Source organism: Streptomyces sp. NPDC088746 (assembly GCF_044751065.1).
In the GTDB taxonomy this organism is placed as follows: Bacteria; Actinomycetota; Actinomycetes; order Streptomycetales; family Streptomycetaceae; genus Streptomyces.
Window position 1 is genome coordinate 1,175,274 of sequence record NZ_JBIVLA010000001.1, and the last position, 22,641, is coordinate 1,197,914.

Below are 22,641 nucleotides of genomic sequence, written 5' to 3' on the forward strand. Positions count from 1 at the left end.
CGCCCCGCCTGGGCCTACCGCAAGACTCCAACGCGGCCGGCCCAAGATTTCATCCTCCCGCAACAATTCTCGGCCGATGGGCGGATCCCGGAGGCCGGTGGTCCTAGGACTCGGGCGGCGGAAGCGGCGGCGCTCAGTGGGCGGCGGGCCCGATGTCCTTGTGGACGGCCTTGGAGACGGCCTGAATGGTGTCGATGCCGTCCTCCATCGTCTTGTTGTCCTGCGTGAGCACGGTGATCACGTAGTCGTGGCCCTTGCCGCTGAACGCGCCGACGCTGTGCACGCGCCAGCCGTGGGTGGAGCGCTCCAGCCAGCCGTTCTTGAGCTGCACCGTCGCGTCGCCGGGGGCGCCGGCCGGAACGCCCCAGCGCTGTTCCGGGACGACCTTGCGCATCCGGTCCAGGACGAAGGTCCGCGAGCTGTCGTCGAGGACCTTGTTCCTGGCCGTCACGAGGGTCAGCAGACGCTGTTCGTCATGGGCGGTGATCTGGGTGAGCCCCCATGCGCCCTTGGCGTCCAGTGCCGTACGGGTCATTCCCGCGGCCTTGAGGAAGCCCTTGACCTTCGCGGGGCCGAGCTCGTCCCACAGCTCGGTGGTCGCGTCGTTGTCCGACTCGGTGATCATGGCCGTGGAGAGCTTGCTCTCGTGCGGGGTGAGCGGCCGGCCGGTCTTCTGCGCGTCCCAGAGCAGTGCGGCGAGGACGGTGACCTTGACCACGCTCGCCGAGTCCACCTGCTGGGCGGGGCGCAGCGTGCAGCTCGTACGCGTCCGGTGGTCCTGCACCGCCAGGGCGGTGGTGGACTTGTGCCCCTTGAGGGCCGCGGTGATGTCCTTGGACATCTTCGCGGCGAGCCCGGCCCGGTCCGAGGCGCAGGAGACGGCGGGGGCCGGTGCCGCGGTGGCGGGCGACGCCACGGCCGCCGGGACGAGAGCGCCACCGATCAGGGCGGCGCCGAGCGCGGCGCCGGTGTACCGGGTCATCCGCTGGTGAGTCATACCGTCCTCCGCACTGTCTCGTCGGCCGCCCCTGCGGAGCACCCGGACATGATGCGCGGAACGGACAAACCGAGCTATGGCCTGGGACACAGGCGGGAGGCCGCCCCCGGCGCCGGTCCCGCGCCGCAAGGCCTCCGGGCCGGGCCCCGTGACCGACGCCACGCCGCTCACCCCCGCCGGGCCCCGGGCCGGAAGCCGGTCGGGGACACGGCGGAGGGCCGGGGTCACAGGCGGAGGGCCGGGGTCAGAGGTGCGTCGGCTCGAACATCTTCAGCAGCGCCGGGAGCACGACGACCGCGGGCCCGGGGGCCGCCAGGGCCTTGCCGAGGTCGGCGGCGAGGGTCTCCGGCGTCGCACGGACCGCCGGGACGCCGAAGGACTCGGCGAGGGCGACGAAGTCCGGGCGGGAGAGTTCGGTCGCCGTGGCCTCGCCGAAGGCGCCCGTCATGTACTCCCGCAGGATGCCGTAACCCCCGTCGTCGACGATCAGCCAGGTGACGGGCAGGTCGTACTGCCGCACGGTGGCGAGCTCGGCGATCGAGTACATCGCGCCGCCGTCGCCGGAGACCGCGAGCACCGGCTTCGTCGGGTCGGCCGCGGCGGCGCCGATCGCGGCGGGGAAGCCGTAGCCGAGGCCGCCCGCACCCTGGGCCGAGTGCATCGTGTTCGGACGGCGGGCGTCGAAGGCGGACCAGGCCCAGTAGGCGAGGATCGTCATGTCCCAGAAGCTGGGCGAGGTGTCGGGCAGTGCCTCGCGGACCGAGGCCAGCACCTGCTGCTCCAGCGTGAGGTCCTGTGCCGCGATGCGCTCGTGGACCCGCTCCAGCAGCTCCCGGACACGCTCGGGCGCGGTGTCGTCCTCGCGGGGCTCCACGGCGTCCAGGAGGTCGGCCAGGGCCTCGCGGGCGTCGGAGTGGATGCCGAGCGCGGGGTGGTTGGACTCCAGCTTCCCCGCGTCGGCCTCGATCTGGACGACCCGGCCGCGCGGGGCGAACGTGTGGTAGTTCGAGGAGAGTTCACCCAGTCCCGAGCCGACGACCAGCAGCACGTCCGCGGACTCCAGGAAGTCCGTGGTGTACCGGTCCTCCAGCCAGGACCGGAGCGAGAGCGGGTGTTCCCAGGGGAAGGCGCCCTTGCCGCCGAAGGTGGTGACGACCGGGGCGTTGATCTTCTCCGCGAGCGCGCGCAGCTTGCCGGAGGCGTCGGAGCGTACGACTCCGCCGCCCGCGATGATCACCGGGCGCTCGGCGTTCGACAGCAGGTGGGCGGCCGCGAGCGTCAGTTCGGGGCGCGGATACAGCTCGCGCGGGGTGGCGTCGAGCGCGCTGACGACGGGCAGGATCGTCTCGGCGAGCAGCACGTCCTGCGGGATCTCGACCCAGACCGGGCCGTGCGGGGCGGTCAGCGCGGACTCCCAGGCGGCGGCGATCGCGGAGGGGATCTGTGACGCCGTGCGCACGGTGTGCACGGACTTCACGATGTCCCGGAAGGACGCCTTCTGGTCGCGGAGTTCGTGCAGATAGCCGTGGCGTCCGCCGCCGAGTCCGGCGGTGGGGATCTGGCTGGAGATCGCCAGCACGGGCGCGGACGCGGCTGCCGCCTCCTGGAGCGCGGCCAGGGAGGTCAGGGCGCCCGGACCGGTGGAGAGGAGCAGGGGCGCCACCTCGCCGGTGATCCGTCCGTAGGCGTCGGCGGCGAAGCCCGCGTTGTTCTCGACGCGCAGTCCGACGTACGAGAGCGAGGAGCGGCGCAGCGCGTCGAACATCCCGAGCGCGTGCTGGCCGGGCAGCCCGAAGACGGTGGTGGCGCCGAGGCCCTGGAGGGTCTCGACGACGAGGTCGCCGCCGTTGCGTCCCGGCGGGGGGTTCAGGGCGGCCTCGGCCTGCGCGGCGGTGAGCTGCGGCCGGTCGTCGTGGTCGTGACTCACTGGGTGCGGCCCTCCGCGATCTGGCGGGACATGATCGTCGTCAGCTCGTACGCCGTGTGCGAGGCGGCGACGGAGGTGATCTCGGCGTGATCGTACGCCGGGGCGACCTCGACCAGGTCCGCCGAGACGAGGTGGCAGGACGAGAGCCCGCGCAGGATCTCCAGGAGCTCGCGCGAGGTGAGGCCGCCGGCCTCCGGGGTGCCGGTTCCGGGGGCGTGCGCCGGGTCGAGCACGTCGATGTCGATGGAGATGTAGAGCGGGCGGTCGCCGATGCGCTGCCGCAGCTGGTCGGCTATCTCGTCGACGCCGCGCCGCATGACGTCGGCGGAGGTGACGATGCCGAAGCCCATCTTGGCGTCGTCGGTGAGGTCCTGCTTGCCGTACAGCGGGCCGCGCGTGCCGACGTGGGACAGCGCCTCCGTGTCGAGGATGCCCTCCTCGACGGCGCGGCGGAACGGGGTGCCGTGGGTGTACTCGGCGCCGAAGTAGGTGTCCCAGGTGTCCAGGTGGGCGTCGAAGTGGAGCAGGGCGACGGGACCGTGCTTCTTGGCGACGGAACGCAGCAGGGGCAGCGCGATGGTGTGGTCGCCGCCGAGCGTCATCAGCCGGGCGCCGGTGGAGAGCAGGTCGTCGGCGGCGGCCTCGACGGTCTCGACGGCCTCGTTGATGTTGAACGGGTTGGCGGCGATGTCACCGGCGTCGGCGACCTGGGCGAGGGCGAAGGGGGAGGCGTCCTGCGCCGGGTTGTAGGGCCGCAGGAGGCGCGAGGCCTCCCGTATCGCGTTGCCGCCGAAGCGGGCGCCGGGCCGGTAGGAGACGCCGCTGTCGAAGGGCACGCCGACGACGGCGACATCGGCGGAGCCGACCTCGTCGAGCCGGGGCAGCCGGGCGAACGTCGCGGGTCCGGCGTACCGCGGGACGCGGGAGGAGTCGACGGGTCCGCGCGGCGATTCGTTGCTGCTCATGGGTGCGGGTGCCTTTCGTTGTGCCATGCGCGCCTTGTGGGCGTTCATACGGTATTCAGTCTGCCAGGGGCCCGTCTGGGCCGGTGGACGGGCGGTCAGACGGCGACCGGGTCCGGGGCGGCCGGGTCCTCGGTACCGCGCCCGGCCAGGCGCTCACGCCAGGCGGTCAGCACGGCGGGATCGGTCGGCCTGGTCGCCAGCGAGACGACGACGTACACCGCGAGTGAGGCGATCAGCCCGTAGTAGACCGGCTCGTTGGCGAGGATTCCGTAGGCGGCCATCAGTCCGATCACCGCGACACCGCCGACGGCCACGGCCGCCAGCGCGCCCGCCGCCGTGCCCCGGCGCCAGAGCAGGCCCCCGAGGATCGGCACCAGCAAGCCGCCGACCAGCAGGTTGTAGGCGACGGTCAGCGCCTCGACGACGTTGTTGAGCGCGATGGCGATCACGATGACGGCGACGCCCATGATGAGGATGAAGGCCCGGTTCCCCTTCACCTCGTCCCGCTCCTCGCCGCCTTCCCTGGCGACCACGCCCCGAAGCCGCGACCAGATGTCGTTGTTGGCCACGGTCGCGCAGGCGATGAGGGCGCCGGAGGAGGTGGACATCACCGCGGCGAGCGCGGCGGCCAGCACCAGTCCCCGTACGCCGACCGGCAGTTCGTCCTTCACGATCGTCGCGAAGGCGGCGTCGGCGCTGGGCAGCTTCGGGTACATCACCTTGGCCGCCGTCCCTATGACGGCACCGGCGACGGCGTAGACCAGACAGTACGTACCGGCGACGGTGCCGCCCCAGCGTGCCGTGCGGTCGCTGCGCGCGGTGAACACGCGCTGCCAGATGTCCTGGCCGATCAGCATGCCGAAGGTGTAGATCAGGACATACGTGAAGATCGTCTCGCCGCCGATGCCCAGCGGGTCGAAGTACTCCGTGGGCAGCTTCGCCTTCATCTCGCTGAAGCCGCCCGCCTTGACCACGGCGATCGGCAGGAGCAGGAGGAGGACGCCGATCGTCTTGACGACGAACTGCACCATGTCGGTGATCGTGATCGACCACATGCCGCCGAGCGTCGAGTACGCGACGACGATGGTGCCGCCGAGGATGATCGCGACGGTCCGGTTCACGTCGAACAGGACGTCGAAGATGGTGGCGTAGGCGATGGTCGAGGTGACCGCGAGCATCAGCGTGTACGCCCACATGACGACACCGGAGATGACCCCGGCCCGGCCGCCGTAGCGCAGGTCGAGCATCTCGGAGACGGTGTAGACCTTCAGCCGGGCGATGCGCGCGGAGAAGAACACGGACAGGGCGAGCAGCCCGAGGCCGATCGTGAAGACCATCCAGGCGCCGGAGAGCCCGTACTGGTAGCCGAGGCCGACGCCGCCGATGGTCGAGGCACCGCCGAGGACGATCGCGGCCATGGTGCCCGAGTACATCCAGGGGCCGAGCCGCCGTCCCGCGACCAGGAACTCGCTCTTGGACTTGGCGCGGCGCATGCCCCACCAGCCCATGGCGAGCATGCCGAGCAGGTAGACGACGATCACGGCGTAGTCGACAGCCATGGGCTTCCCTCCGTTCCACGCGTTTCAACAGGTTCGTGAAGACGGTAGGTGGCCGGAAGCCGACGCTAAAGTGTACGTTTCCTCCATCCTCATGAAGCTGAATGGATGGACCATCCATGCCGGACTCCCCCGCCGGGCCGCCCGCCCCTCCCATCGCCCTCTCCGAGCTGCTGGCCCGGGAGGAGCTCGGGCTGCGCCGGATCGCCGGTCCGGACCACGCGGATCTGCTGTGGGTGCACACCTCGGAGATGGCCGACCCGTATCCGTATCTGCTCGGCGGTGAGCTGCTGCTGAGCGCCGGGGTGCAGCTCACGGACGCGGACACCTACGTGGCCCGGCTGGTGCAGGCGGGGGCGGCGGCGCTCGGCTTCGGAGTGGCCCCGGTGCACGACACGGTCCCGGCCGCCCTGGTGGAGGCGTGCGACCGGCACGGGCTGCCGCTGCTGGAGGTGCCGCCGGAGACCCGCTTCACCGCGATCGCCCAGGCGGTGTGGCGGCTCATGGCGGAGGCCCGCCACCGAGAGCTGCGCCGGGTGACGCGGGCCCAGCAGGCCCTGGCGACGGCGGCGGCCCGCCCGGAACCGGTGCCCGCTGTGCTGCGCCAGCTCGCCGTGCAGCTGGAGGGGCGGGTGGCGCTGCTGACGGCGGACGGCGGTGTGCTGCACGCGGCGGGCGGGCGCCCGGCACCGGATGTGCAGACGGCCCTGGCCCGGCTGGCCCGGGTGGTGGCGCCCACGCCCCCCTCCGGCACTGGGCCCACCGCGCCCTCAGGTTCCACGGGCCCCGCCCCGGACCGTAAGCCGAGCCCCTCGTCGGCGACCGACACCCGGGGCGGCACCCACCTCTTCGCGTACGCGCTCGGCGGCGGGCAGGGGCTGGCCCTCGCCCTGGCTACGCCCCGGCGCGACTTCGGCGACCACACCGTCGCGGGGATCGCCGTCGTCCTGCTCTCCCTGCTCACCGCCCCGCACCAGGGCGCCGACGCGGCGGGCCGCTCGGCGGCGCTCGTACGGCTGCTGCTGGGCGCGGCCCCGAAGGACGTGGCCCCGCTGCTGGGCGACGGCGACGCCTGGACGGTGGTCCACGCACGGCGGGCCGACGGCACCCCGGCCGGCGCGCTGAACGCCGGGGCCCTCGGCGCCGCGCTGGGCTCCGCCCTCTCGGACGTGGACCGCGAGACCGTACGGGTCCTTCTCCCCGGCCGCCACGAGGCGGTGCCCCCGCAGCCCGGCTGGACCCTCGGCGTCTCCGGCCCCGCCCCGGTCACCGCCCTGCCCGACGCCGACACCCAGGCGGCCCGCGCCCTGGGCCACGCCGAGGCGACCCGCGCCGCGCTGACCACGCACCGCCCCGGCACCGGAGGCCTGGCCGCCCTGATCCCGCCCGACCGCGCCGAGGCCCACGCCCGCGCGCTCCTGGCCCCCCTCACCGAGCCCCTGGCCGAGACGCTGCGCTGCTGGCTGAGCCTCCACGGCAGCTGGGACCGCACGGCGGTGGCCCTCAAGGTCCACCGCAACACGGTCCGCCAGCGCATCGCCCGGTGCGCGGCGCTGCTGGACGCGGACCTGGACGACATGGACGTACGGACGGAACTGTGGTTCGCACTGCGGGACCATGGGCCCGCGCGTACGTGAATCCGCCCCCTGGAACACACCCGGCCGCCCGTGCCTTATGTTCGGAGCGACCACGACTGACGCTATGGACGACTGAGGCGACGGACGACGCATGGCACGGGATTACGACAGCCAGCTACTGGAGTCGGTGGGGGTACGCCGACGCTATGATCGGCCGTCACTCACGGTCGGGCTCGGGCTCGGCAGCACGACGTCACCGACCAGGTGGCCGACGATCTCGATCTGCGGGCATGGCGCTGGCGGCCTGCCGCCTTCAACTGCCCGTCCTCCAGCGCTAGCTTTGGACCGGCCACTCCAGCGTTTCGCCGCTGAATCCCTGGGTGAGCTCAACGGCCTCCGCCTTCTCGCCCCTGGTGATGAGGAACGCCGTGCAGATCTTCGCCGACTCCCCCGAGTTCAGCCTCTTCTCGGAGTCCGGGGTCGGGCAGTTCGGCCGGGTGGCGTCGCCCATGAGGACGAAGACGGCCTTGGCGCGGTCCCCTCGGTCCGTCCTGATGACCAGGCTGTTGCCCATCTCATCGATCTTCATGGCCCGTCTTGCCGCTCTTGGCCACACGCACACGGGAACCCTGGGGGCCCGGCAACTCCGCTGGTTCCAGGCCGGAGTTGTCCAGGTCGGCCGCCGTCCCCATCTGCACCTTCGTGGGCGTGACCGTGTACTGGCTGTCCGCCGACGTCATCAGCATGCTGTCCTGCAGCGGGCTGGGCTCCCCCAGGCGGAAGGACGTCTTGTCCTTCGTCGCGTCGGGGCTGGGACTGTTCCCGCCCTTGGCCGGGGCCGAGTCGTTACAGCCGGTCAGCACCACAGCCGGCGCCAGAGCGGGACCGTCGGCCTGGCGGCGGGTTGCGGCGACTTTCACACTGCGCTCCGCCCGCTGTCACGACGCCGAACAAGCTGCTCGGCCAGGCGCTGAGCCCGCCAGGGGAGGCCCCCTGGCGGGTGCACTGAGGACTGCCTACGCCGACCGCCCGGCCCCCACCCGGTCTGGCCTCGGGCGACAACTCAGCCCTTGTTGACCTTGATGACGACGGTCTTGCACACCTTGTCGGCGAAGGTCTGGTTCTTCTCGTCCCACAGCGGCCACAGCCAGCCGAGGTAGCACGCGAAGCTGTCCAGGAAATGCGCGAGCTTGCGTACGAACGCCATGCCGAACCCCAGCGGCCTGCCGTCGGCCTCCCGGTGCAGGCTGATGCCGAGGACCTTCTTGCCGGTCGTCTGGCCCGTCTTGCCCTCCAGGTAGAGCTGGAAGAAGGCCATGCCGAGGGCGTAGACGACGCCGATCGCGAAGAAGACTCCAGGCTCGGCAGTCGCCGGGTCATCGCTGCCCGCCAGGTCGATGAAGCCGAGCGCGTACATCGGGCCGGCGATGATCAGCACATCCAGCAGGTACCCGCCCAAGCGCTGCCCCCCAGTGGGCCAGCGGCGGCAGCCCTGCCCCCGGCATGCCGGGCGGCGGGTACGCCCCGTACGGCTGCTGCGGGTACCCGTACGGAGGGGGCGGCGCCTGCTGCGGGTAGCCGTACTGCGGCGATGCGCCCTGCTGCGGGTAGCCGGGCTGCTGGGGCACGCCCTGCGGTGCCTGCTGCGGGTAGCCGGGCTGGCCTTGCGGGGGTTGCTGGCTGTAAGGGTTGTTGGGATCGCCGAAGCTCATGGCGAAGCTCTCCAGTTCCGAGGTGGGGACGGAGCGACCTGAGCGGAGGGCTGTTTCACGCCACGCGCAGTTGCCCCCCGTGCAGCCGCGATTGTGCGCGATCATCGTGTTCGTAGGACTGTCTGCTTGTCTAATCCGACCAGGACCTGTCCGGCCGGGCGAGGTATGTCTTCCTACCTACGCGACCCAGCAGTAGACGCCTCGTCCCTGGAGCCGTGCGCTGCTGACGAGCGCGGCCAGATCGCACAGGATCACTTCGGCGATCTCCGTGTCGATGAGCTCGCCGTCCTCCGCCCGCTGCAAGGACCATGCGGCGGCGGCATCCTGCAACTCGGACCGTTCGGCCTCGGCGAGTGCCGTGGACAGGCGGGGCGAGATCGCGAAGACGACGCACCCGTCATCGTCGTCCTGGCCGGCGACGAGACGGGGCTCATCCGCTTCGACGAGTTCCTCGACGCTGCCGCCGGCAAGCAGGCACTCCCACTCGACCACAGCCTCTTCGGGATCGAAGTTGCCGAAGGAGAGCGACGCGAACGCGCGTGGCCCGGTCCGGAGAGCCAGAGCCGCGGACGCGTCGTCCGGAGCAGCGAAGAACTCGACGATGACGCTCACCCCGACATCATGCCGGACCGCCCGCGCCCGCGTCCGGCCGGACAGCTCCTGGCATTTCGTCAGGCTTGAGCGACATCCGTACCAGTGTTCCCGCCTCACTGATCAGCAGTTCCGGCACATGGTCCTCGTAGAAGCGGATCTGCCCGATGACGCCCTCGGTGCTGCTGTGCCGCGCCAGTTGCTCCAGCAGCGGCTCCAGGTCGGGTAGACACTCCGCGTGCACCTCCTGGCGTGCGGTGAGGGCCCATCCGCTGTCTGTCCGGTGCAGCTCACCCACCAGCAGGCCCCCGATGCGCCACGCAGGTCCACGCTCGGCAAGGAGGGGGAACACATCGCCCGGTCCGGTCAGTTCAGTGCCGAGATGCCACTCCAGCTCGTCCACGACCGCGCTCGGCACCGTGGCGCGGAGATTCAGCGAGAGCTCGACTGCGTACATGTCACCCATCCCGGCAGCCTATGCACGCGCGGTGGGCGCAAAAATGGGGGGCAGCCCCGAGAACGGTCTGCTAGGAATACGGATTCCTCTTCAGCCGACACGACTTGGACGCCATGCCCCGCGCCGTCACACTCATCCGTTCCACCGCCCTCTCCGACGTGGCCGAGTACGCCTACGCCGCCACCGCACCCGCCGACGCACGGCTGATCTTCCTCGCCGGGGCGTGCCCGCTGAACGAGGACGGGTCGACAGCGGCCGTCGGCGACTACGCCGGCCAGGCGGCGAAGGCCCTCGAGAACATGAAGACCGCACTCGCGGCGGCGGGGGCCGGTCTGGAGGACGTCATCAGTACGCGCGTACTGGTGGCCTCCACGCGGCAGGAAGACCTGGTGACCGCCTGGGAGGTGGTCCGGGACGCGTTCGGCGACCATGACGTCCCGAGCACGTTGCTCGGCGTCACCGTGCTCGGGTACTACGACCAGCTCGTGGAGATCGAAGGCGTCGCCGCCGTGCTCGACGCCTGATCATCACGGGGCAGCTCAGTCCCTGCGTCGTGCCGTCCGCTGAGAACTGAGGCCCTCGCCGTGCGCCCGCCTCCCAGAACGGCAACGCGTCCAGCACCCGGTGACGTACACACGAGGCCATCGCGGCCTCCTGCGGGCCGAAAAGGACGCTCGCGTCGCCCCTCGCGACCGCAGGGTCGAACTCCTCCGCCATCGCCCGGTGCGGGCGCCCGTAGCTCTCGGCCCGGGGCGGCTCGCCCGTCAACCCGTGGAGTTGCGCCGGCCCCAGGGGCGCTGGGCTCAGCCGGTCTTCTTCCGGTCGAACCACATCGTCGCCACCGCCGGCACCAAGCCGGCCCAGAACAACACGAGCGGAACCGTGCGTTGCGTCCAAGGGATCTGGGTGATCAGCAGCGCGCAGAGCATGACCCACGCTGCCTGACCAAGGACGACGCGGGGCCAGGTACGGCGCCGGATGAGCGACAGCAGGTTGACCTGGATGCCGGCGCGCAGGCGGCGGTACCGCAGCAGGGCTCCCAGGACCCAGATGGCTGCCATGGGGATGAGGTCCCAGAGCCGCTGGCCGAGCACCAGCGGCAGCTCCCGCTGGGTCTCCCCCTCCGTCGCGAACAGGTCGATGCCCGCGGCGGAGAGGGCCAGGCAGAGCAGGGCCAGCCAGCGGACGCCGCGCAGCAGGCGGTAGGAGGCCTCGTCCAGGCCGCGCTGCATCAGCGTCGAACCGGGGGCGGAGGACAGCGCGTCGGCGTACAAGGTGGCGGCCTCCGTCGCCTTGACGCCGGGGGCCGTCGCCGCCTTCTTCGCCTGCCGGGTCAGGGCATCCTCGTGCTGCGGGTCGATCCGGAGGATGGCCCCCTCCCACTGGTCGGCAGCGGCCCGGTCGCCCGTCATGTCAGCGATCAGCAACGCCACTTCGTAGGCGTACACCTCCTCGGGACCCAGCCGGATGGCCTCCCGGACGAGCTCGTCGGCCTCCCGCAGACCGGCCGTCATGTCCTCGCGCCGGGCCGTGCCGCCGTTGGCCTGTCCGGAGCTGATCATTCTGATGCGCCACAGCCAGTCGGCGAGCAGCGCGTAGCCGTGCCAGTGGCCGGGGGCCAGGCGGATCACCTCGCGCAGCACGCCCTCGGTCTCCGGGAAGCGGCCCGACGCACGCAGGGCGTGGGCGTGAATGGTGAGAGCCCCGATGTCCTCGGCATCCAGTGCCAGTGCCCGCTCGGTGGCTTCCAGTGCCTTCGCGCCCTCCTTCTTGTCTCCGAAGAGGTGGCTGCGGGCAAGCTTGACCCAGGCCCGGATGTCTTCAGGGTCCTCCGCCAGCCGCCCGGCCAGCAGTTCCCTGGCCTCCTCGTACCGCTTGAGGTCGATGAGCAGGTCGGCCCGCTCCACGGTGGGGTGCAGTATCGCGGTCACAGCTTGCGCCTCTTCTTCAGATACGCCATCAGGTCGTCGTACATGCCGCCCTCGTTGGCGAACATCGCTACGTTGCGCGCGGAGGCGAACCACGGCTCGGCGGACGGTACTGCGTCGCGCGCGGCGGCCAGCAGGTCCTTCATGTCGATCATCCGAACGGTACCGGTGCGCGCCGAGTCCAGCAGTGCCCGCTCGGCCGCGGCCTCGCAGACATGGGCCAGGTCCGCGCCGGACAGACCGTCGGTGATTTTGGCCAGCTTGCCCAGGTCGATGTTCTTGATGGGCCTGTCCCGCAGGTGGTGGCGGAGGATCGCCTCCCGGGCGGGCCCGTCGGGTGGCAGGACGAGGATCGTCCGGTCCAGGCGGCCGGGGCGACGCAGGGCGTTGTCCACGTCCCAGGGCACGTTGGTGGCTGCCAGTACGAAGACGCCCTCGTTCGCAGCCGAGTCGATGCCGTCCAGTTCGCTGAGCAATTGGTTGACCGTGTTACGCATACCGCTGTGCGCGGTGCGGCTGCGCTTGGCGCCGAGGGAGTCCAGCTCGTCCAGGAAGACGACGCAGGGCGCCTGGCGGCGCGCGGTCTCGAAGATCTCGTGCATGTTGCGTTCGGAGTTGCCGATCCACATGTCGAGGACGTCGTTCACGGACACGGACAGGAATGCGGCGCCGAGTTCACCGGCCACTGCCCGCGCGACGAACGTCTTGCCGCAGCCGGGCGGCCCGTACAGCAGCAGCCCGCCGCGGAGGCTCTTCCCGTACAGCTTGCGCAGCTCGGGGTTGCGCAGCGGGGCGAGGAAGGCGGCCTCCAGGCGGTCCTTGACGTCCTGCATGCCGCCGACGTCGGCCAGCCGCAGGGTGCCGGGCTCCTCGACGTCCCACGCGTCGGCACCTGCGGAGTCGTCCTGCCCGTCCGCGCGGATCGGCGTCTCGGCGAACCGCGGCGGCACCGCGTCCCCGACCTGTTCCGCGGCGGCCTCCCAGTCGAATTCGGCCTGTTGGCGAGGGGTTTGCTCCGACGCTGGGGGTTCCTCCGCCGGGGACGCCACGCCCATCGCCCGGGTCATCAGGGCCCGGGCCTGGGCGTCACCCGGTGCGTGCTGCAGGGTTACGGCCGCCTCGGCGACGGCGTCATCGGACCGCCCCTCCTCCAGCAGGAGCTGGGCCAGGTGCAACCGCAGCGGCACATCGGCGGGAGCGGCGGCGACCGCGGCACGCAGGCTCTGTATGAGAGGGGAGTCGTCCGGCATGATCGTCAGACTAACGCCGTGCTATGACGCCCCAGGCCATCCACCCGCGGGGCCGCTGGCGGTCGTTGGGGAGTTACGGACAGCGAGTGGCCCTGAATGTCCGACATGCGTGTCCGTAACTTCCCAACGACCGGAGTCACGGCGCCGCACGCGGGTCAGCGCAGGGCGTGCGGGCCTATGACCGCGAGGAGGCGCAGTTTTTCGTGGCTCTCGCTGCCCGGGACCGCCGTGTAGACGAGCAGGCGGTGTGACTGGTCCGGGTCGAGGAGGTTCTGGCAGTTCAGTTCGAGGGCGCCGACCTCCGGGTGGACGAAGCGTTTGACGTGATGGGGGCGGACGCCGACCTCGTGCTTGTCCCACAGGTTGCGGAATTCGTCGCTTCGGGCGAGGAGCAGCTCGGCGTAGTGGGTGGCTCGGGAGCCGGGGCCCCGTAGAGCGGCCACTTCACGCAGGCCGGACGCGAACATCCGGGAGAGAAAGGCGTGGTCCTCCGGGGCGTAGAGCTCGCGGGCGGCCGGGTCGGTGAACCAGCGGTAGCCGATGCTGCGCGCCGGGCCGGTGTAGCGGGTCGTGTCGCCGGTGAGGGCTGTGCCGAGCGGGGTCTGCCGCAGCGTCTCCCCGAGCTCGGTGACGACCTCCGCGGGCGTGTCGTCCAGCCGGTCGAGGATGCGCAGCAGGCCGGGGCTGATGTGCTCGCTGACGGTGCCTGTGCCGCGTACGGGCGGGGCCTGGCCGGCGAGGCGGAACAGGTGGTCCCGCTCGTCGAGGGAGAGGTGCAGTCCCTGCGCGATCGAGGCGATCATCGGCTCCGAGGGCTGGGGGCCGCGTTCGCGCTCCAGCCGGGCGTAGTAGTCGGTCGACATGTGGCAGAGCTCGGCGACCTCCTCGCGCCGCAGGCCGCTGGTCCTGCGCCGCTGTCCGCGCGGGAGGCCGACGTCCTCGGGTTGCAGCAGCTCCCGGCGGCGCCGCAGGAACGCCGCGAGCCCGGCTCGGTCGATCTCCATGCGTTCTCTCCCTCTCGTACGGATCCTTTGTAGCGCGCGCACCCGTGCTTATCCACTGATCGTCGATCCCCCTCTACGACAGGGGGTGCGGGGCGGCGGCGGGCGTGTCCCGGCGCAGTCCGTGCAGGTCAGCTCTAGCCTGGCCCCGCCGGCCCCGCGTATCGGTGGATCGGGAGTCCCTGGATAGGTCCGGTCGTCGGGGTCACGGTGGGGGCAACGACTTCATCAGGGAGTGCACTCATGCCACGACAGGACATCGACATCACCGTTCCCGACCTGACCGGCCGGCGCGCCGTCGTCACCGGAGCGAGTGACGGGATCGGGCTCGGCATCGCCACGCGGCTGGCCGCCGCCGGCGCGGAGGTCGTCATGCCGGTGCGCAATCCGCGTAAGGGCGAGGCAGCAGCCGCCAGGATCCGTGAGCAGGCCCCCGGCGCGAACGTGTCGCTGCGCACCCTCGACCTCTCCTCGCTCGCCTCCGTCGCGGAGCTCGGCAAGACCCTGCTGGACGAGGACCGCCCCATCCACCTCCTCGTCAACAACGCCGGCGTCATGACCCCGCCCGACCGGCAGACGACGGCCGACGGCTTCGAGCTGCAGTTCGGCACCAATCATCTGGGCCACTTCGCCCTGGTCAACCACCTGCTGCCGCTCCTGCGCGCCGGGCAGGCCCGCGTGACGTCGCAGGTCAGTGTCGCCGCCAACAGCAACGCCATCCAGTGGGACGACCTGAACTGGGAGCGTTCGTACAAGGGCATGCGCGCGTACAGCCAGTCGAAGATCGCCTTCGGCCTCTTCGGGCTCGAACTCGACCGCCGGAGCAGGGCAGCGGGCTGGGGCATCACGAGCAACCTCTCCCACCCGGGAGTCGCGCCGACGAGCCTGCTCGCCGCCCGCCCCGAGGTCGGCCGTGCCAAGGACACCCTGGGCGTGCGACTGATCCGCGCCCTGTCCGCCCGCGGCGTCGTGGTCGGAACGGTGCACACGGCGCAGTTGCCGGCCCTCCACGCCGCCACGTCACCCGAGGCCGTGGGCGGCGGGTTCTACGGACCGAGCGGCATCGGGCACATGGGTGGCGGCCCGGCGGAGCAGAAGCTGTACGGCCGCCTGCGCGGCAGGGAGGACGCGCAGCGCATCTGGCGGATCTCCGAGGAACTCACGGGCGTTCGCTCGTGGGGATAGGGCCCGCTCCTGGGGACGGGGCCGGACGGGGCGAGGCCGCCTCTGTTCAGCCGAGCAGCGACGGGAACGCCGTGGCATCACCTGCCGTCGGCGGGCCGGGCCGTCCGTCAGCAGTGGCTCGCCGCCGTGTGGCGCGGGTCACCGGAACTCCTAGGTCCGGCCGGAGAGGTAGGGGGTGTGAGGTGTAACGAACAGGGAGATCGGGAGCGCATGCGTGCACGGATCAGGGCGGGCGACCGCGAGGCGTTCGCCGCGCTCTACGAGGAGTGCGCGCGGGCGGTCTACAACCACGCCTACCGGCTGACGGGCGACTGGTCGACGGCCGAGGAGGTGTTGTCCGAGACCTTCCTGGCGGCCTGGCGCACCCGTCACGCCGTCGAACCGGAGGGCGACTCGCTGCGGCCGTGGCTGCTCGGGATCGCCACGAACAAGGCGCGCAACGCCAACCGCGGCACCGGGCGGCGCCTGGCCTTCCTGGCCCGCCGCCCCGCCCCGGAGCCGGTGGCGGACATCGCGGACGCCACGGCAGGGCGTGTCGACGACGGACGGCGACTCGCCGCGGTGCGGCAGGCACTGGGCGGGCTCCGCCGCCAGGAACGCGAGGTGCTGGTCCTCTGTGTCTGGTCCGGTCTGGACTACGCCGAGACCGCCGAGGCCCTCGGCATCCCGGTGGGCACCGTGCGGTCGCGGCTGTCCCGTGCCCGTGCCCGGCTGCGCCGGCTCACCGACGAGGAGCTGGGCCGGGCACCGGACGGGTCCGCGCGGGAGGCGCGATCCGGAGAAGCGGTCCCATCAGGCCGGGAACCCCGCCCCGGCCGCGGAGAGGTAGGGAGCAGGGCCCCGTTCGTGGCCCTGCCCATCCAGGAGGAAGCCCGATGAACGACCGTACCTCCGGCCCCGAGCAGGCCGAACGCGAGGAACTGGACCGGCTGTTGCCGGCCCCGGCCGAACGGGACCTGCCCCCGGGCCGTCATCTCCACCACAAGGACACCCTGATGCGTCTGATCGACCAGGACGACGACCGCGCCACCGCTCGCCCCCGTTCCCGCCTCCTGCGCCCTGCCGTTCTGCTGCCCGCCGCCGGACTGGCGCTGGGCGGGGTGCTGTTGACCACGCTCGCCGTCATCGGTCAGGACAGCGCTCCGTCACCGTCCGCAGCGGCCAGCGGCTCCCACGCACCGGCCTCGGGCGGTGCGGCCGTACTGCTCGACCGGATCGCGTCGGTCGCCGGGGAGAGCGACGAACAGACGGTCACCGGCGACCAGTTCGTGTACGTCAAGACACTGCAGACCGGGAGCGAGGGGAAATTCGGTGGTCCGCTGAAGCTGGGCAAGCCCCACGAGCGTGAGGTCTGGATGGCGCAGAAGGCGGGACCGGTGATCGATGTCGGCCTGATCCACGAGGAGGGCTCGTACCTCCCGATCACCGTCGGGGTCCCGGACGGCGAGACTCCCGTCGGCTACCCGGCGGGCCTCAACCGGCCGACGTACACGTGGCTGGCCTCGCTGCCCACCGACCCCGACGTCCTGCTCCGGCGGCTCACCACCGAGATCACCCGGGACCAGGACGCGCGCGACACCCCGGCCGAGGACCGGAACCAGACCCAGGACACCTTCGACGCCATGGGTGAGCTGCTGCGGGAGACGGTGATGCCGCCGAAGACCGCGGCCGCTCTCTACAAGGCGGCGGCGAAGATCCCCGGCGTGACCGTGGACCCCGACGCGGTGGACGCGGCCGGCCGGCACGGGATCGGTGTGGCCCGCGACGACACCCGGGCCGGCTGGCGCACCGCCTGGATCTTCGACCCGGCCACCCTGGAGTACCTGGGCGAGCGCACCTACCTCATCCGGGACACCACCATGGGCAAGAAGGGCACCCTGCTCAGCAAGTCGGCGGTCCTGGAGCGCGGGGTCGTCGACGCCCTCCGCGAGAGGCCGTCGGACGAGAGGCCGTCGGACGAGAGGCCGTCGGACGAGAGGCCGTCGGACGAGAAGCCGTCGACGACCTGATCCCGGCGGGGACCTGCCGGGGCGTGACCAACACGCCCCGGCACCGGCCTCTTCCGCACCGCCCTCGTCACGCCCGGTTGCGCGTGGGCTTCAGCCGGAGTGCCGAGACGAGGAAGAACACACCTCCGAGGAAGGCGTAGCCCGCGAGGTTCACCAGCGTGGGATCGCCGCTGCCGGCCTGCGTGATGAACGAGGTGCCGGCGAGTACGGAGATGGCGCCACTGATGATCATCGGCCACTGGCCGCCCAGTGCCCGGCGAACGGCACCCGCGACGAGTTGGACGAGCCCGGAGGCGACGGCCCAGGCTCCCCAGATCCGCAGGACGTCCGGAATGCCGGATGTGACGGCGACCGCCAGGCCGATGACGGCGAGCGAGCTGATCGCGATGTTCACGTGGAGGGCCGGCGCCGTACCGCCGTTCGCCTTGGCGGACCGTACGTCGACGACCGCGGCCGCCACGTCGAACAAGGGATAGATCAGCAGGAGCGCCACACTGAGCGGTCCCAGGGTGTCGGCGGTCGCGAACAGGAGCCCGGCCCAGACCGCGGCGAACGCGAAGCGCCCGACATACAGCTTTCGCAAGGTCGCGGGGACGCTGGGGGGCGCGGTGCTGACGAGAGTGTCCACGTAAGTGCCTTTCGGTGACGCGCAGGGATACAGCCGAGCCGTCCACCACATGCGAGGGAGAACGTTCGGTCTCATCGCATTAGAGGCCCCCGGCCCGGGCCTGTCAAGACCGAACGTTCTACCTCAGGGGTTTGGTAGCCTGGCCGCATGAGCCGAGGCCCAGAAGGCGGCAGCACGTCCGAGGCACGGGCGCGGCTGCTCAGCACAGCGATCAGGATCTTCTACGCGGAGGGGATCCACTCCGTCGGCATCGACCGGATCACCGCGGAGGCGAAGGTGACCCGGGCGACGCTGTACCGGCACTTCACGGGCAAGGAAGAGCTCGTCCTGGCCTATCTCGACCAGGCCGACCAAGGAATCCGAGCGCAGATCGCCGCCGCCCGGGCAGGCAGCCGGTCGGCCCCCGACGAGGTCCGGGCCGTGGCCAGGTCCATCACGGAGGGCATCCGGTCCCCCGGTTTCCGCGGCTGCGCGTTCCTCAACGCGGTAGCCGAGTATCCCGATCCGACACACCGTGTCCATCAGGCCGTCCTGGCCCACCGGGAGTGGTTCCTGAACACCGTCACGGACCTGCTGGCACAGACCGGCGACGCGCCCGCCGGGCCCGCCGCCCGGCACCTCGTCATGCTCCGGGACGGCGCCATGGCCGCCGGTTGCCTCTTCGATCCGGAGCTGGTCTCCGAAACCTTCCTGCACGGCGTCGAGGGAATCCTGAGCTCCCGCGCCGCCGCCGAGGGCTGAGCGACGCACCGTCGGGGGCCGGGCACTTCCCCGCCCGAGCGGCGCGCCCCGCCCGATATGGTCGCCGGCATGCGCGGTGTGCGAGTGGTGCTGATCGGGGGCACGTCGAACGTCGGGAAGTCGGCCGTCGCCCGCGCGGTGGCGGACAGGCTCGGCTTCGAGTGCCTGTCGACGGACAACCTGGCCCGGCACCCGGGTAGGCCCTGGCGGACGCCGGAGTGGGAGGTGCCGCCGCACGTCGCCGAGCATTACGGCAGTCTCACGGTCGATGAGCTGATCCGGTCCGTCCTCGACCACTACGACCGGCTGTGGCCCCGCATCGAAGAGCTGATCACCGCCCGCGCGGCCGAGGACGGCACCGGGACGGGCCTGGTCCTCGAAGGTTCGGCGCTCCGGCCCGTGCCCGTCGCGGAGCTGGAAGTCCGGCATACGGCCGCGGTATGGCTCACCGCGGACGAGGCGGTGGTACGCGCCCGGGTGCGCACGGCCGGCCGCTACGAGGCGGCGACCACGGCGGAACAGCACCTGATGGACCAGTTCCTGGCCCGGACCGGGCGCTACCAGGAGCTCATGCTGGATGCCGTCGACAGGCTGGGCCTGGACCGCGTCGACACGGGGGCGGGACGATCGGTCGCGGAGTCGGCCGACCTGGTACTCGCCACGGTCGACAAGCAGGTCACCGCAGGGCGCTCACCCGGCGGGGGCTGACCGGACAGCTGATCCCACGCCGGTTTGAGCGCCCTGCGACGGGTGTCAGTGCGCCGCGAGGTCAGCGAGCAGCTCGGCGGCGGCCTTCGGATGGACGAGCCAGCGCAGATGGCTCCCCTCGAGCGTCCGGACGTCGAAGGGATTGTCCGGTGTGAGCGCGTCGGCTTCGCGGATCATGCGGTCCTGCACGGCGGGCGGAACGCTGGCGTCGGCGGCCAGGCGCACATAGGTCCTGGGAATCCGGCCCCAGGTCGCGGCCTGCGCCCGGTCGGCGGACGTACCGGCGTCGAGGTTCTCGTCGGGCTGGAAGGTGTTCAGGAAGGTCCTGAACTCGTCATCGGTGAGGTCGGCGGCGAACGCCTGCCTGAACGCGGCGAGCGCCACCGGGTCGGCGGTGCGGAAATTGACCCGCAGCAGGCCCAGTTCGGCCGGGTTCCCGACGAGTGCGGCAGCCAGTGCTCCCGGATCGACGTCCGCCATCTCCGGCTGGGCGTAGTAGTCGGCCACGTCCAGATCGACGGGGCACCAGGCGGAGACGTAGACGATCCGGTCGACCAGCTCGGGCCGGGCGTTGGCGACGGCGGTGATGGTGATGCCGCCCCTGCTGTGGGCAACGAGAACGGTGGGGCCGTTCCGCTTGGCCCGCTCGAGGGCTTCGATCACGCGGGCGACGTTGTCCGCGAGCGTGACGCCCTTGATGCCCCCCGGTTCGGCGGCGAGGGCGTCGAAGTCCTGGGGAGCCTGGTAGGGCTCGGGAAAGGTCGCCTCGAATCCATGGCCCGGCAGGTCGACCGCGACCGATCGATGCCCCAGGAGGGCGAGTTCGGCCTGCAGCGGTGCGAAAGAGAACGAATTCGCGAAGGCCCCGTGGACAAGGACGAATGTCGGCAGATTCTGCATGCCTCACCCTCCAACAGAACGATCTTCCGAGCAACACCCCTACCAGGATTCACCGCTCCCCGGCCCGCGCACCACCCCTACCAGGATTCACCACCCCCGGCCCGCCCGGAATGTCGGCTCTTCCAGCATGTGCAACCGGGGGTTGACCAACTCTTCCCGCGCCCCTAAGTTTCTCGCAACCCGCTGGTACATCGATTAACCACCCTGGTCAACGTCCTGGTTGGAGACATCCCGCTGTGCGCTCACCCCTGAGTCGGCGCGGTTTCCTTGCCGCTGGTTCCGGCCTCGCCGCCGCTGCCGCGCTCCCCGCAATGTCCGGCTGCTCCACGCTCGCCTCGGCCGATTCCGACCCCGGCTCCCTACTCGTCCACACCCAGCTCGGGACCACCGCGCCGGGCTCCGCCACGTACACCGCCGTCGTCAAGGCCTTCGAGAAGGAGAACCCGGGCATCCGGGTCAAGAACCTCGTCAACGGCGACGACCTCCCCCAGGTCTACGAGACCTCACGGCTGGCCCGTAAGGAGCCGGACGTGGTCATGGTCAACCTGTACGACAAGACGCTGGCCTGGACCGACGTCGGTGCCACCGTCGACGTCAAGGGCTACCTCGACGACTGGGGGCTGCGCGACCGCGTCCTGCCGGCCGCCCTGACGGAGTGGACCGACGGACAGGGCAGGCTCCGCGCCTTCCCGTACTTCGCCACCAACTGGCCCGTAGCCTTCAACACCCACCTGCTCGACCGGGCCGGTGTCGGCTCCGTCCCCACCACCGGGGACCAGCTCATCGGCGCCGCACGGAAGTTGCGCGCCAAGGGCATCGCACCCGTCACCGTCGGCGGCAACGACTGGACGGGGCAGAAGCTGCTCGCCCAGATCATCCAGACCTTCCTCACCCCCGAGGAGGCCAGGCAGCTCTACACGACCGGCGACTTCAGCGGCAGCCGGGGAGCCCGCGCGGGCATCGACTACTTCGTGACCCTGCGGGACGCCGGCGTCTTCGCCGACAAGGCGCAGGGGCTGACCTCCGACACGATGACCACGCAGTACAACACGGAGGCGGCGGCCATCCAGTCCGCGATGTCCTCCGCGCTGGCGAAGATCCCGCCGAAGGCGGCCGGGCACACCGAGATCGGCGGCTGGCCGCTGGCGCCGGGTGCCGCCCACGAGAAGCCGACCATCCTGCGCTCGTACACCCTCATCGGCTTCTGGATCAGTCCCAACGGGGTCAGGAAGCTGTCCTCCGTCGAGAAGTTCCTCCGCTTCATGTACCGCCCCGACGTGGTGTCGCGCTTCATCACCGAGAGCGGCCGGGACATGGCGCTCGTGACCGACACCGTCAGCAAGGACTTCCCGCTGGTGGCCGAGGCCCAGCAGCTCGGCGAGCGGGTCGGCCAGGTGCTCCTCCCCGACCTGTACGTCCCCCCGACCGCCACCCAGCCGCTGATCACCGCCACCAGCACCGCCTTCACCCGGGGGACGAGCGCGGCCTCCGTGCGCTCCGCCCTGGAATCCGCCTACCGCACGGCCTGATCCGCGCGCCCGAGCCATTGCGAGTCCTCCCATGACGATGCTCTCGTCCGCCCCGGGCGGCGCCTCGGTCCGCGGACCGGTCCCTCCCCCGCCGTCCGCCCTCACCACGAAGCGCCGTACGCAGGGCGGGGTCATCCTCGCCGTGCCCGCGCTGGTCTGGTACCTCGTCTTCATGGTCGGCCCGCTGGTCGCCATCTTCGTCATCGCCGTCCTGCACTGGCCCGGCATGCTCCAGCCGGTCTCCTTCGCCGGCGCCGGCAACATCAGCGCGGTCCTGGACGACCCGGTCTTCTGGGACGCGGTACGCAACACCGCCGTGCAGCTCGCCGTGGCCGTGCCTCTGATGATCACCGGGGCGTACATGCTCGGGTACTACGTCGCGCAGAAGCCGCCTGGCCACCGCGTCCTGCGCTATCTGCTCTTCATCCCCGGGCTGATCTCCACCCCCGCCAAGGCCATGGTGTTCTACGCGGTCCTCTCCCCCGACGGCCTGCTCAACGGCGCCCTGGACAAGGCCGGTCTCGGCTCGCTGACCGACGCCTGGCTCGCCTCGCCGTCCACCGCGCTCGGCTCCCTCATCCTCCTCGACGTGTGGAGCGGCATCGGGTTCACCGCCGTGCTGTTCGCGGCCAGGCTCGGCAGCGTCCCGGACGAGATCGGTGAGGCCGCGCAGCTCGACGGCGCCGGGCACTGGCGGGCCATGTGGCGCATCCACTTCCCCGTCATACGCGACTTCGTGGGCGTCGTGACGATGCTCCAGTTCCTCTGGACGCTGTTCGGCTCCGCACAGAACGTGCTGCTGCTGACCCAGGGCGGGCCGGGGAGCTCGTCGACGACGCTGTCCTTCCTCGTCTACCAGAAGGCGTTCATCGCGGCCGACCTCGGCTACAGCCAGACCGTCGGTGTGGTCCTCTTCCTGGTCGGTCTGGCAGGGCTGCTGACCATCCGCCGTGTCTTCCGCCAGAACTACTGATCGGAGC

22 protein-coding genes and 1 pseudogene are annotated in these 22,641 nt (G+C 71.3%); 9 read left to right on the forward strand and 14 right to left on the reverse strand.

The features are described 5' to 3' along the window. Window positions 1-133: 133 nt before the first annotated feature. From ACIP63_RS05525 to ACIP63_RS05540, 4 genes are all read right to left on the reverse strand, one after another. On the reverse strand, window positions 134-997 hold the full coding sequence (locus tag ACIP63_RS05525; RefSeq protein ID WP_401511692.1) for a serine hydrolase: 864 nt from the start codon (window positions 995-997) through the stop codon (window positions 134-136). A 244-nt stretch (window positions 998-1,241) separates the two neighbouring features. Beyond that, window positions 1,242-2,924 carry a thiamine pyrophosphate-binding protein gene (locus ACIP63_RS05530; RefSeq protein ID WP_401511694.1) on the reverse strand — a complete coding sequence of 561 codons (1,683 nt, stop codon included), beginning with the start codon at window positions 2,922-2,924 and terminating at the stop codon, window positions 1,242-1,244. Continuing rightward, entirely contained in the window at window positions 2,921-3,889 is a 969-nt protein-coding gene (gene speB, locus ACIP63_RS05535) for an agmatinase (protein WP_104785935.1), read from the reverse strand. The genes ACIP63_RS05530 and speB overlap by 4 nt, the downstream gene beginning before the upstream one ends. Before the next feature lie 95 nt (window positions 3,890-3,984). Next, window positions 3,985-5,448 carry a sodium:solute symporter gene (locus ACIP63_RS05540; RefSeq protein ID WP_401511695.1) on the reverse strand — a complete coding sequence of 488 codons (1,464 nt, stop codon included), beginning with the start codon at window positions 5,446-5,448 and terminating at the stop codon, window positions 3,985-3,987. A 116-nt stretch (window positions 5,449-5,564) separates the two neighbouring features. On the opposite strand from ACIP63_RS05540, the gene ACIP63_RS05545 reads away from it, so the two are divergent. Further along, window positions 5,565-7,082: a PucR family transcriptional regulator ligand-binding domain-containing protein gene (locus ACIP63_RS05545; protein ID WP_401511697.1), complete on the forward strand. Its 1,518-nt coding sequence runs from the start codon at window positions 5,565-5,567 to the stop codon at window positions 7,080-7,082. A gap of 274 nt (window positions 7,083-7,356) precedes the next feature. Here ACIP63_RS05545 and ACIP63_RS05550 read toward each other — a convergent pair whose 3' ends face one another. From ACIP63_RS05550 to ACIP63_RS05570, 5 genes and pseudogenes are all read right to left on the reverse strand, one after another. After that, on the reverse strand, window positions 7,357-7,611 hold the full coding sequence (locus tag ACIP63_RS05550) for a hypothetical protein (protein ID WP_401511699.1): 255 nt from the start codon (window positions 7,609-7,611) through the stop codon (window positions 7,357-7,359). Beyond that, window positions 7,598-7,942, reverse strand: coding sequence for a hypothetical protein (locus ACIP63_RS05555; RefSeq protein ID WP_401511700.1), 345 nt, complete (start codon window positions 7,940-7,942; stop codon window positions 7,598-7,600). Before ACIP63_RS05555 ends, ACIP63_RS05550 begins: the two co-directional genes overlap by 14 nt. 143 nt (window positions 7,943-8,085) lie before the next feature. Next, window positions 8,086-8,734, reverse strand: a pseudogene (locus tag ACIP63_RS05560) (RDD family protein). 177 nt (window positions 8,735-8,911) lie between these two features. Beyond that, on the reverse strand, window positions 8,912-9,346 hold the full coding sequence (locus tag ACIP63_RS05565) for a hypothetical protein (protein ID WP_401511702.1): 435 nt from the start codon (window positions 9,344-9,346) through the stop codon (window positions 8,912-8,914). Between the two features lie 7 nt (window positions 9,347-9,353). Continuing rightward, window positions 9,354-9,791 carry a hypothetical protein gene (locus ACIP63_RS05570; RefSeq protein WP_401511704.1) on the reverse strand — a complete coding sequence of 146 codons (438 nt, stop codon included), beginning with the start codon at window positions 9,789-9,791 and terminating at the stop codon, window positions 9,354-9,356. Window positions 9,792-9,895: 104 nt separating this feature from the next. Between ACIP63_RS05570 and ACIP63_RS05575 the strand changes: the two genes are divergently transcribed. Continuing rightward, window positions 9,896-10,306 carry a RidA family protein gene (locus ACIP63_RS05575; RefSeq protein WP_401512272.1) on the forward strand — a complete coding sequence of 137 codons (411 nt, stop codon included), beginning with the start codon at window positions 9,896-9,898 and terminating at the stop codon, window positions 10,304-10,306. A gap of 279 nt (window positions 10,307-10,585) precedes the next feature. Here the strand turns inward: ACIP63_RS05575 and ACIP63_RS05580 are convergent, their stop codons facing one another. The 3 genes from ACIP63_RS05580 to ACIP63_RS05590 form a co-directional block, all read right to left on the reverse strand. Further along, the gene (locus ACIP63_RS05580; RefSeq protein WP_401511706.1) at window positions 10,586-11,713 is read right to left on the reverse strand and encodes a tetratricopeptide repeat protein; all 1,128 of its coding nucleotides are present in this window, start codon (window positions 11,711-11,713) and stop codon (window positions 10,586-10,588) included. After that, window positions 11,710-12,960, reverse strand: coding sequence for an ATP-binding protein (locus ACIP63_RS05585; protein ID WP_401511708.1), 1,251 nt, complete (start codon window positions 12,958-12,960; stop codon window positions 11,710-11,712). Before ACIP63_RS05585 ends, ACIP63_RS05580 begins: the two co-directional genes overlap by 4 nt. Window positions 12,961-13,115: 155 nt before the next feature. After that, window positions 13,116-13,964, reverse strand: coding sequence for a helix-turn-helix transcriptional regulator (locus ACIP63_RS05590; protein ID WP_401511710.1), 849 nt, complete (start codon window positions 13,962-13,964; stop codon window positions 13,116-13,118). A 240-nt stretch (window positions 13,965-14,204) separates the two neighbouring features. On the opposite strand from ACIP63_RS05590, the gene ACIP63_RS05595 reads away from it, so the two are divergent. From ACIP63_RS05595 to ACIP63_RS05605, 3 genes are all read left to right on the forward strand, one after another. Continuing rightward, window positions 14,205-15,146, forward strand: coding sequence for an SDR family oxidoreductase (locus ACIP63_RS05595; protein WP_401511712.1), 942 nt, complete (start codon window positions 14,205-14,207; stop codon window positions 15,144-15,146). A gap of 210 nt (window positions 15,147-15,356) precedes the next feature. Continuing rightward, window positions 15,357-16,025 (forward strand): RNA polymerase sigma factor, encoded by a 669-nt coding sequence (locus ACIP63_RS05600; protein ID WP_401511714.1) that lies wholly within the window; start codon window positions 15,357-15,359, stop codon window positions 16,023-16,025. Beyond that, window positions 16,022-17,155 carry a CU044_5270 family protein gene (locus tag ACIP63_RS05605; RefSeq protein WP_401511715.1) on the forward strand — a complete coding sequence of 378 codons (1,134 nt, stop codon included), beginning with the start codon at window positions 16,022-16,024 and terminating at the stop codon, window positions 17,153-17,155. Before ACIP63_RS05600 ends, ACIP63_RS05605 begins: the two co-directional genes overlap by 4 nt. Before the next feature lie 67 nt (window positions 17,156-17,222). Here the strand turns inward: ACIP63_RS05605 and ACIP63_RS05610 are convergent, their stop codons facing one another. Further along, window positions 17,223-17,783 (reverse strand): hypothetical protein, encoded by a 561-nt coding sequence (locus tag ACIP63_RS05610; protein WP_401511716.1) that lies wholly within the window; start codon window positions 17,781-17,783, stop codon window positions 17,223-17,225. Window positions 17,784-17,930: 147 nt separating this feature from the next. Between ACIP63_RS05610 and ACIP63_RS05615 the strand changes: the two genes are divergently transcribed. Together ACIP63_RS05615 and ACIP63_RS05620 are read left to right on the forward strand one after the other, a co-directional pair. Then, window positions 17,931-18,524, forward strand: coding sequence for a TetR/AcrR family transcriptional regulator (locus ACIP63_RS05615; RefSeq protein ID WP_401511717.1), 594 nt, complete (start codon window positions 17,931-17,933; stop codon window positions 18,522-18,524). 69 nt (window positions 18,525-18,593) lie between these two features. Continuing rightward, window positions 18,594-19,232 carry a hypothetical protein gene (locus ACIP63_RS05620; RefSeq protein ID WP_401511719.1) on the forward strand — a complete coding sequence of 213 codons (639 nt, stop codon included), beginning with the start codon at window positions 18,594-18,596 and terminating at the stop codon, window positions 19,230-19,232. 45 nt (window positions 19,233-19,277) lie between these two features. On the opposite strand, the gene ACIP63_RS05625 is transcribed toward ACIP63_RS05620, so the two are convergent. Then, entirely contained in the window at window positions 19,278-20,132 is an 855-nt protein-coding gene (locus ACIP63_RS05625) for an alpha/beta fold hydrolase (protein ID WP_401511721.1), read from the reverse strand. A 236-nt stretch (window positions 20,133-20,368) separates the two neighbouring features. On the opposite strand from ACIP63_RS05625, the gene ACIP63_RS05630 reads away from it, so the two are divergent. Next, a complete protein-coding gene (locus tag ACIP63_RS05630; protein WP_401511723.1) occupies window positions 20,369-21,661 on the forward strand; it encodes an ABC transporter substrate-binding protein in 1,293 nt (430 codons plus the stop codon). Window positions 21,662-21,692: 31 nt separating this feature from the next. After that, a complete protein-coding gene (locus ACIP63_RS05635) occupies window positions 21,693-22,634 on the forward strand; it encodes a carbohydrate ABC transporter permease (protein ID WP_401511725.1) in 942 nt (313 codons plus the stop codon). Window positions 22,635-22,641 lie beyond the last annotated feature (7 nt).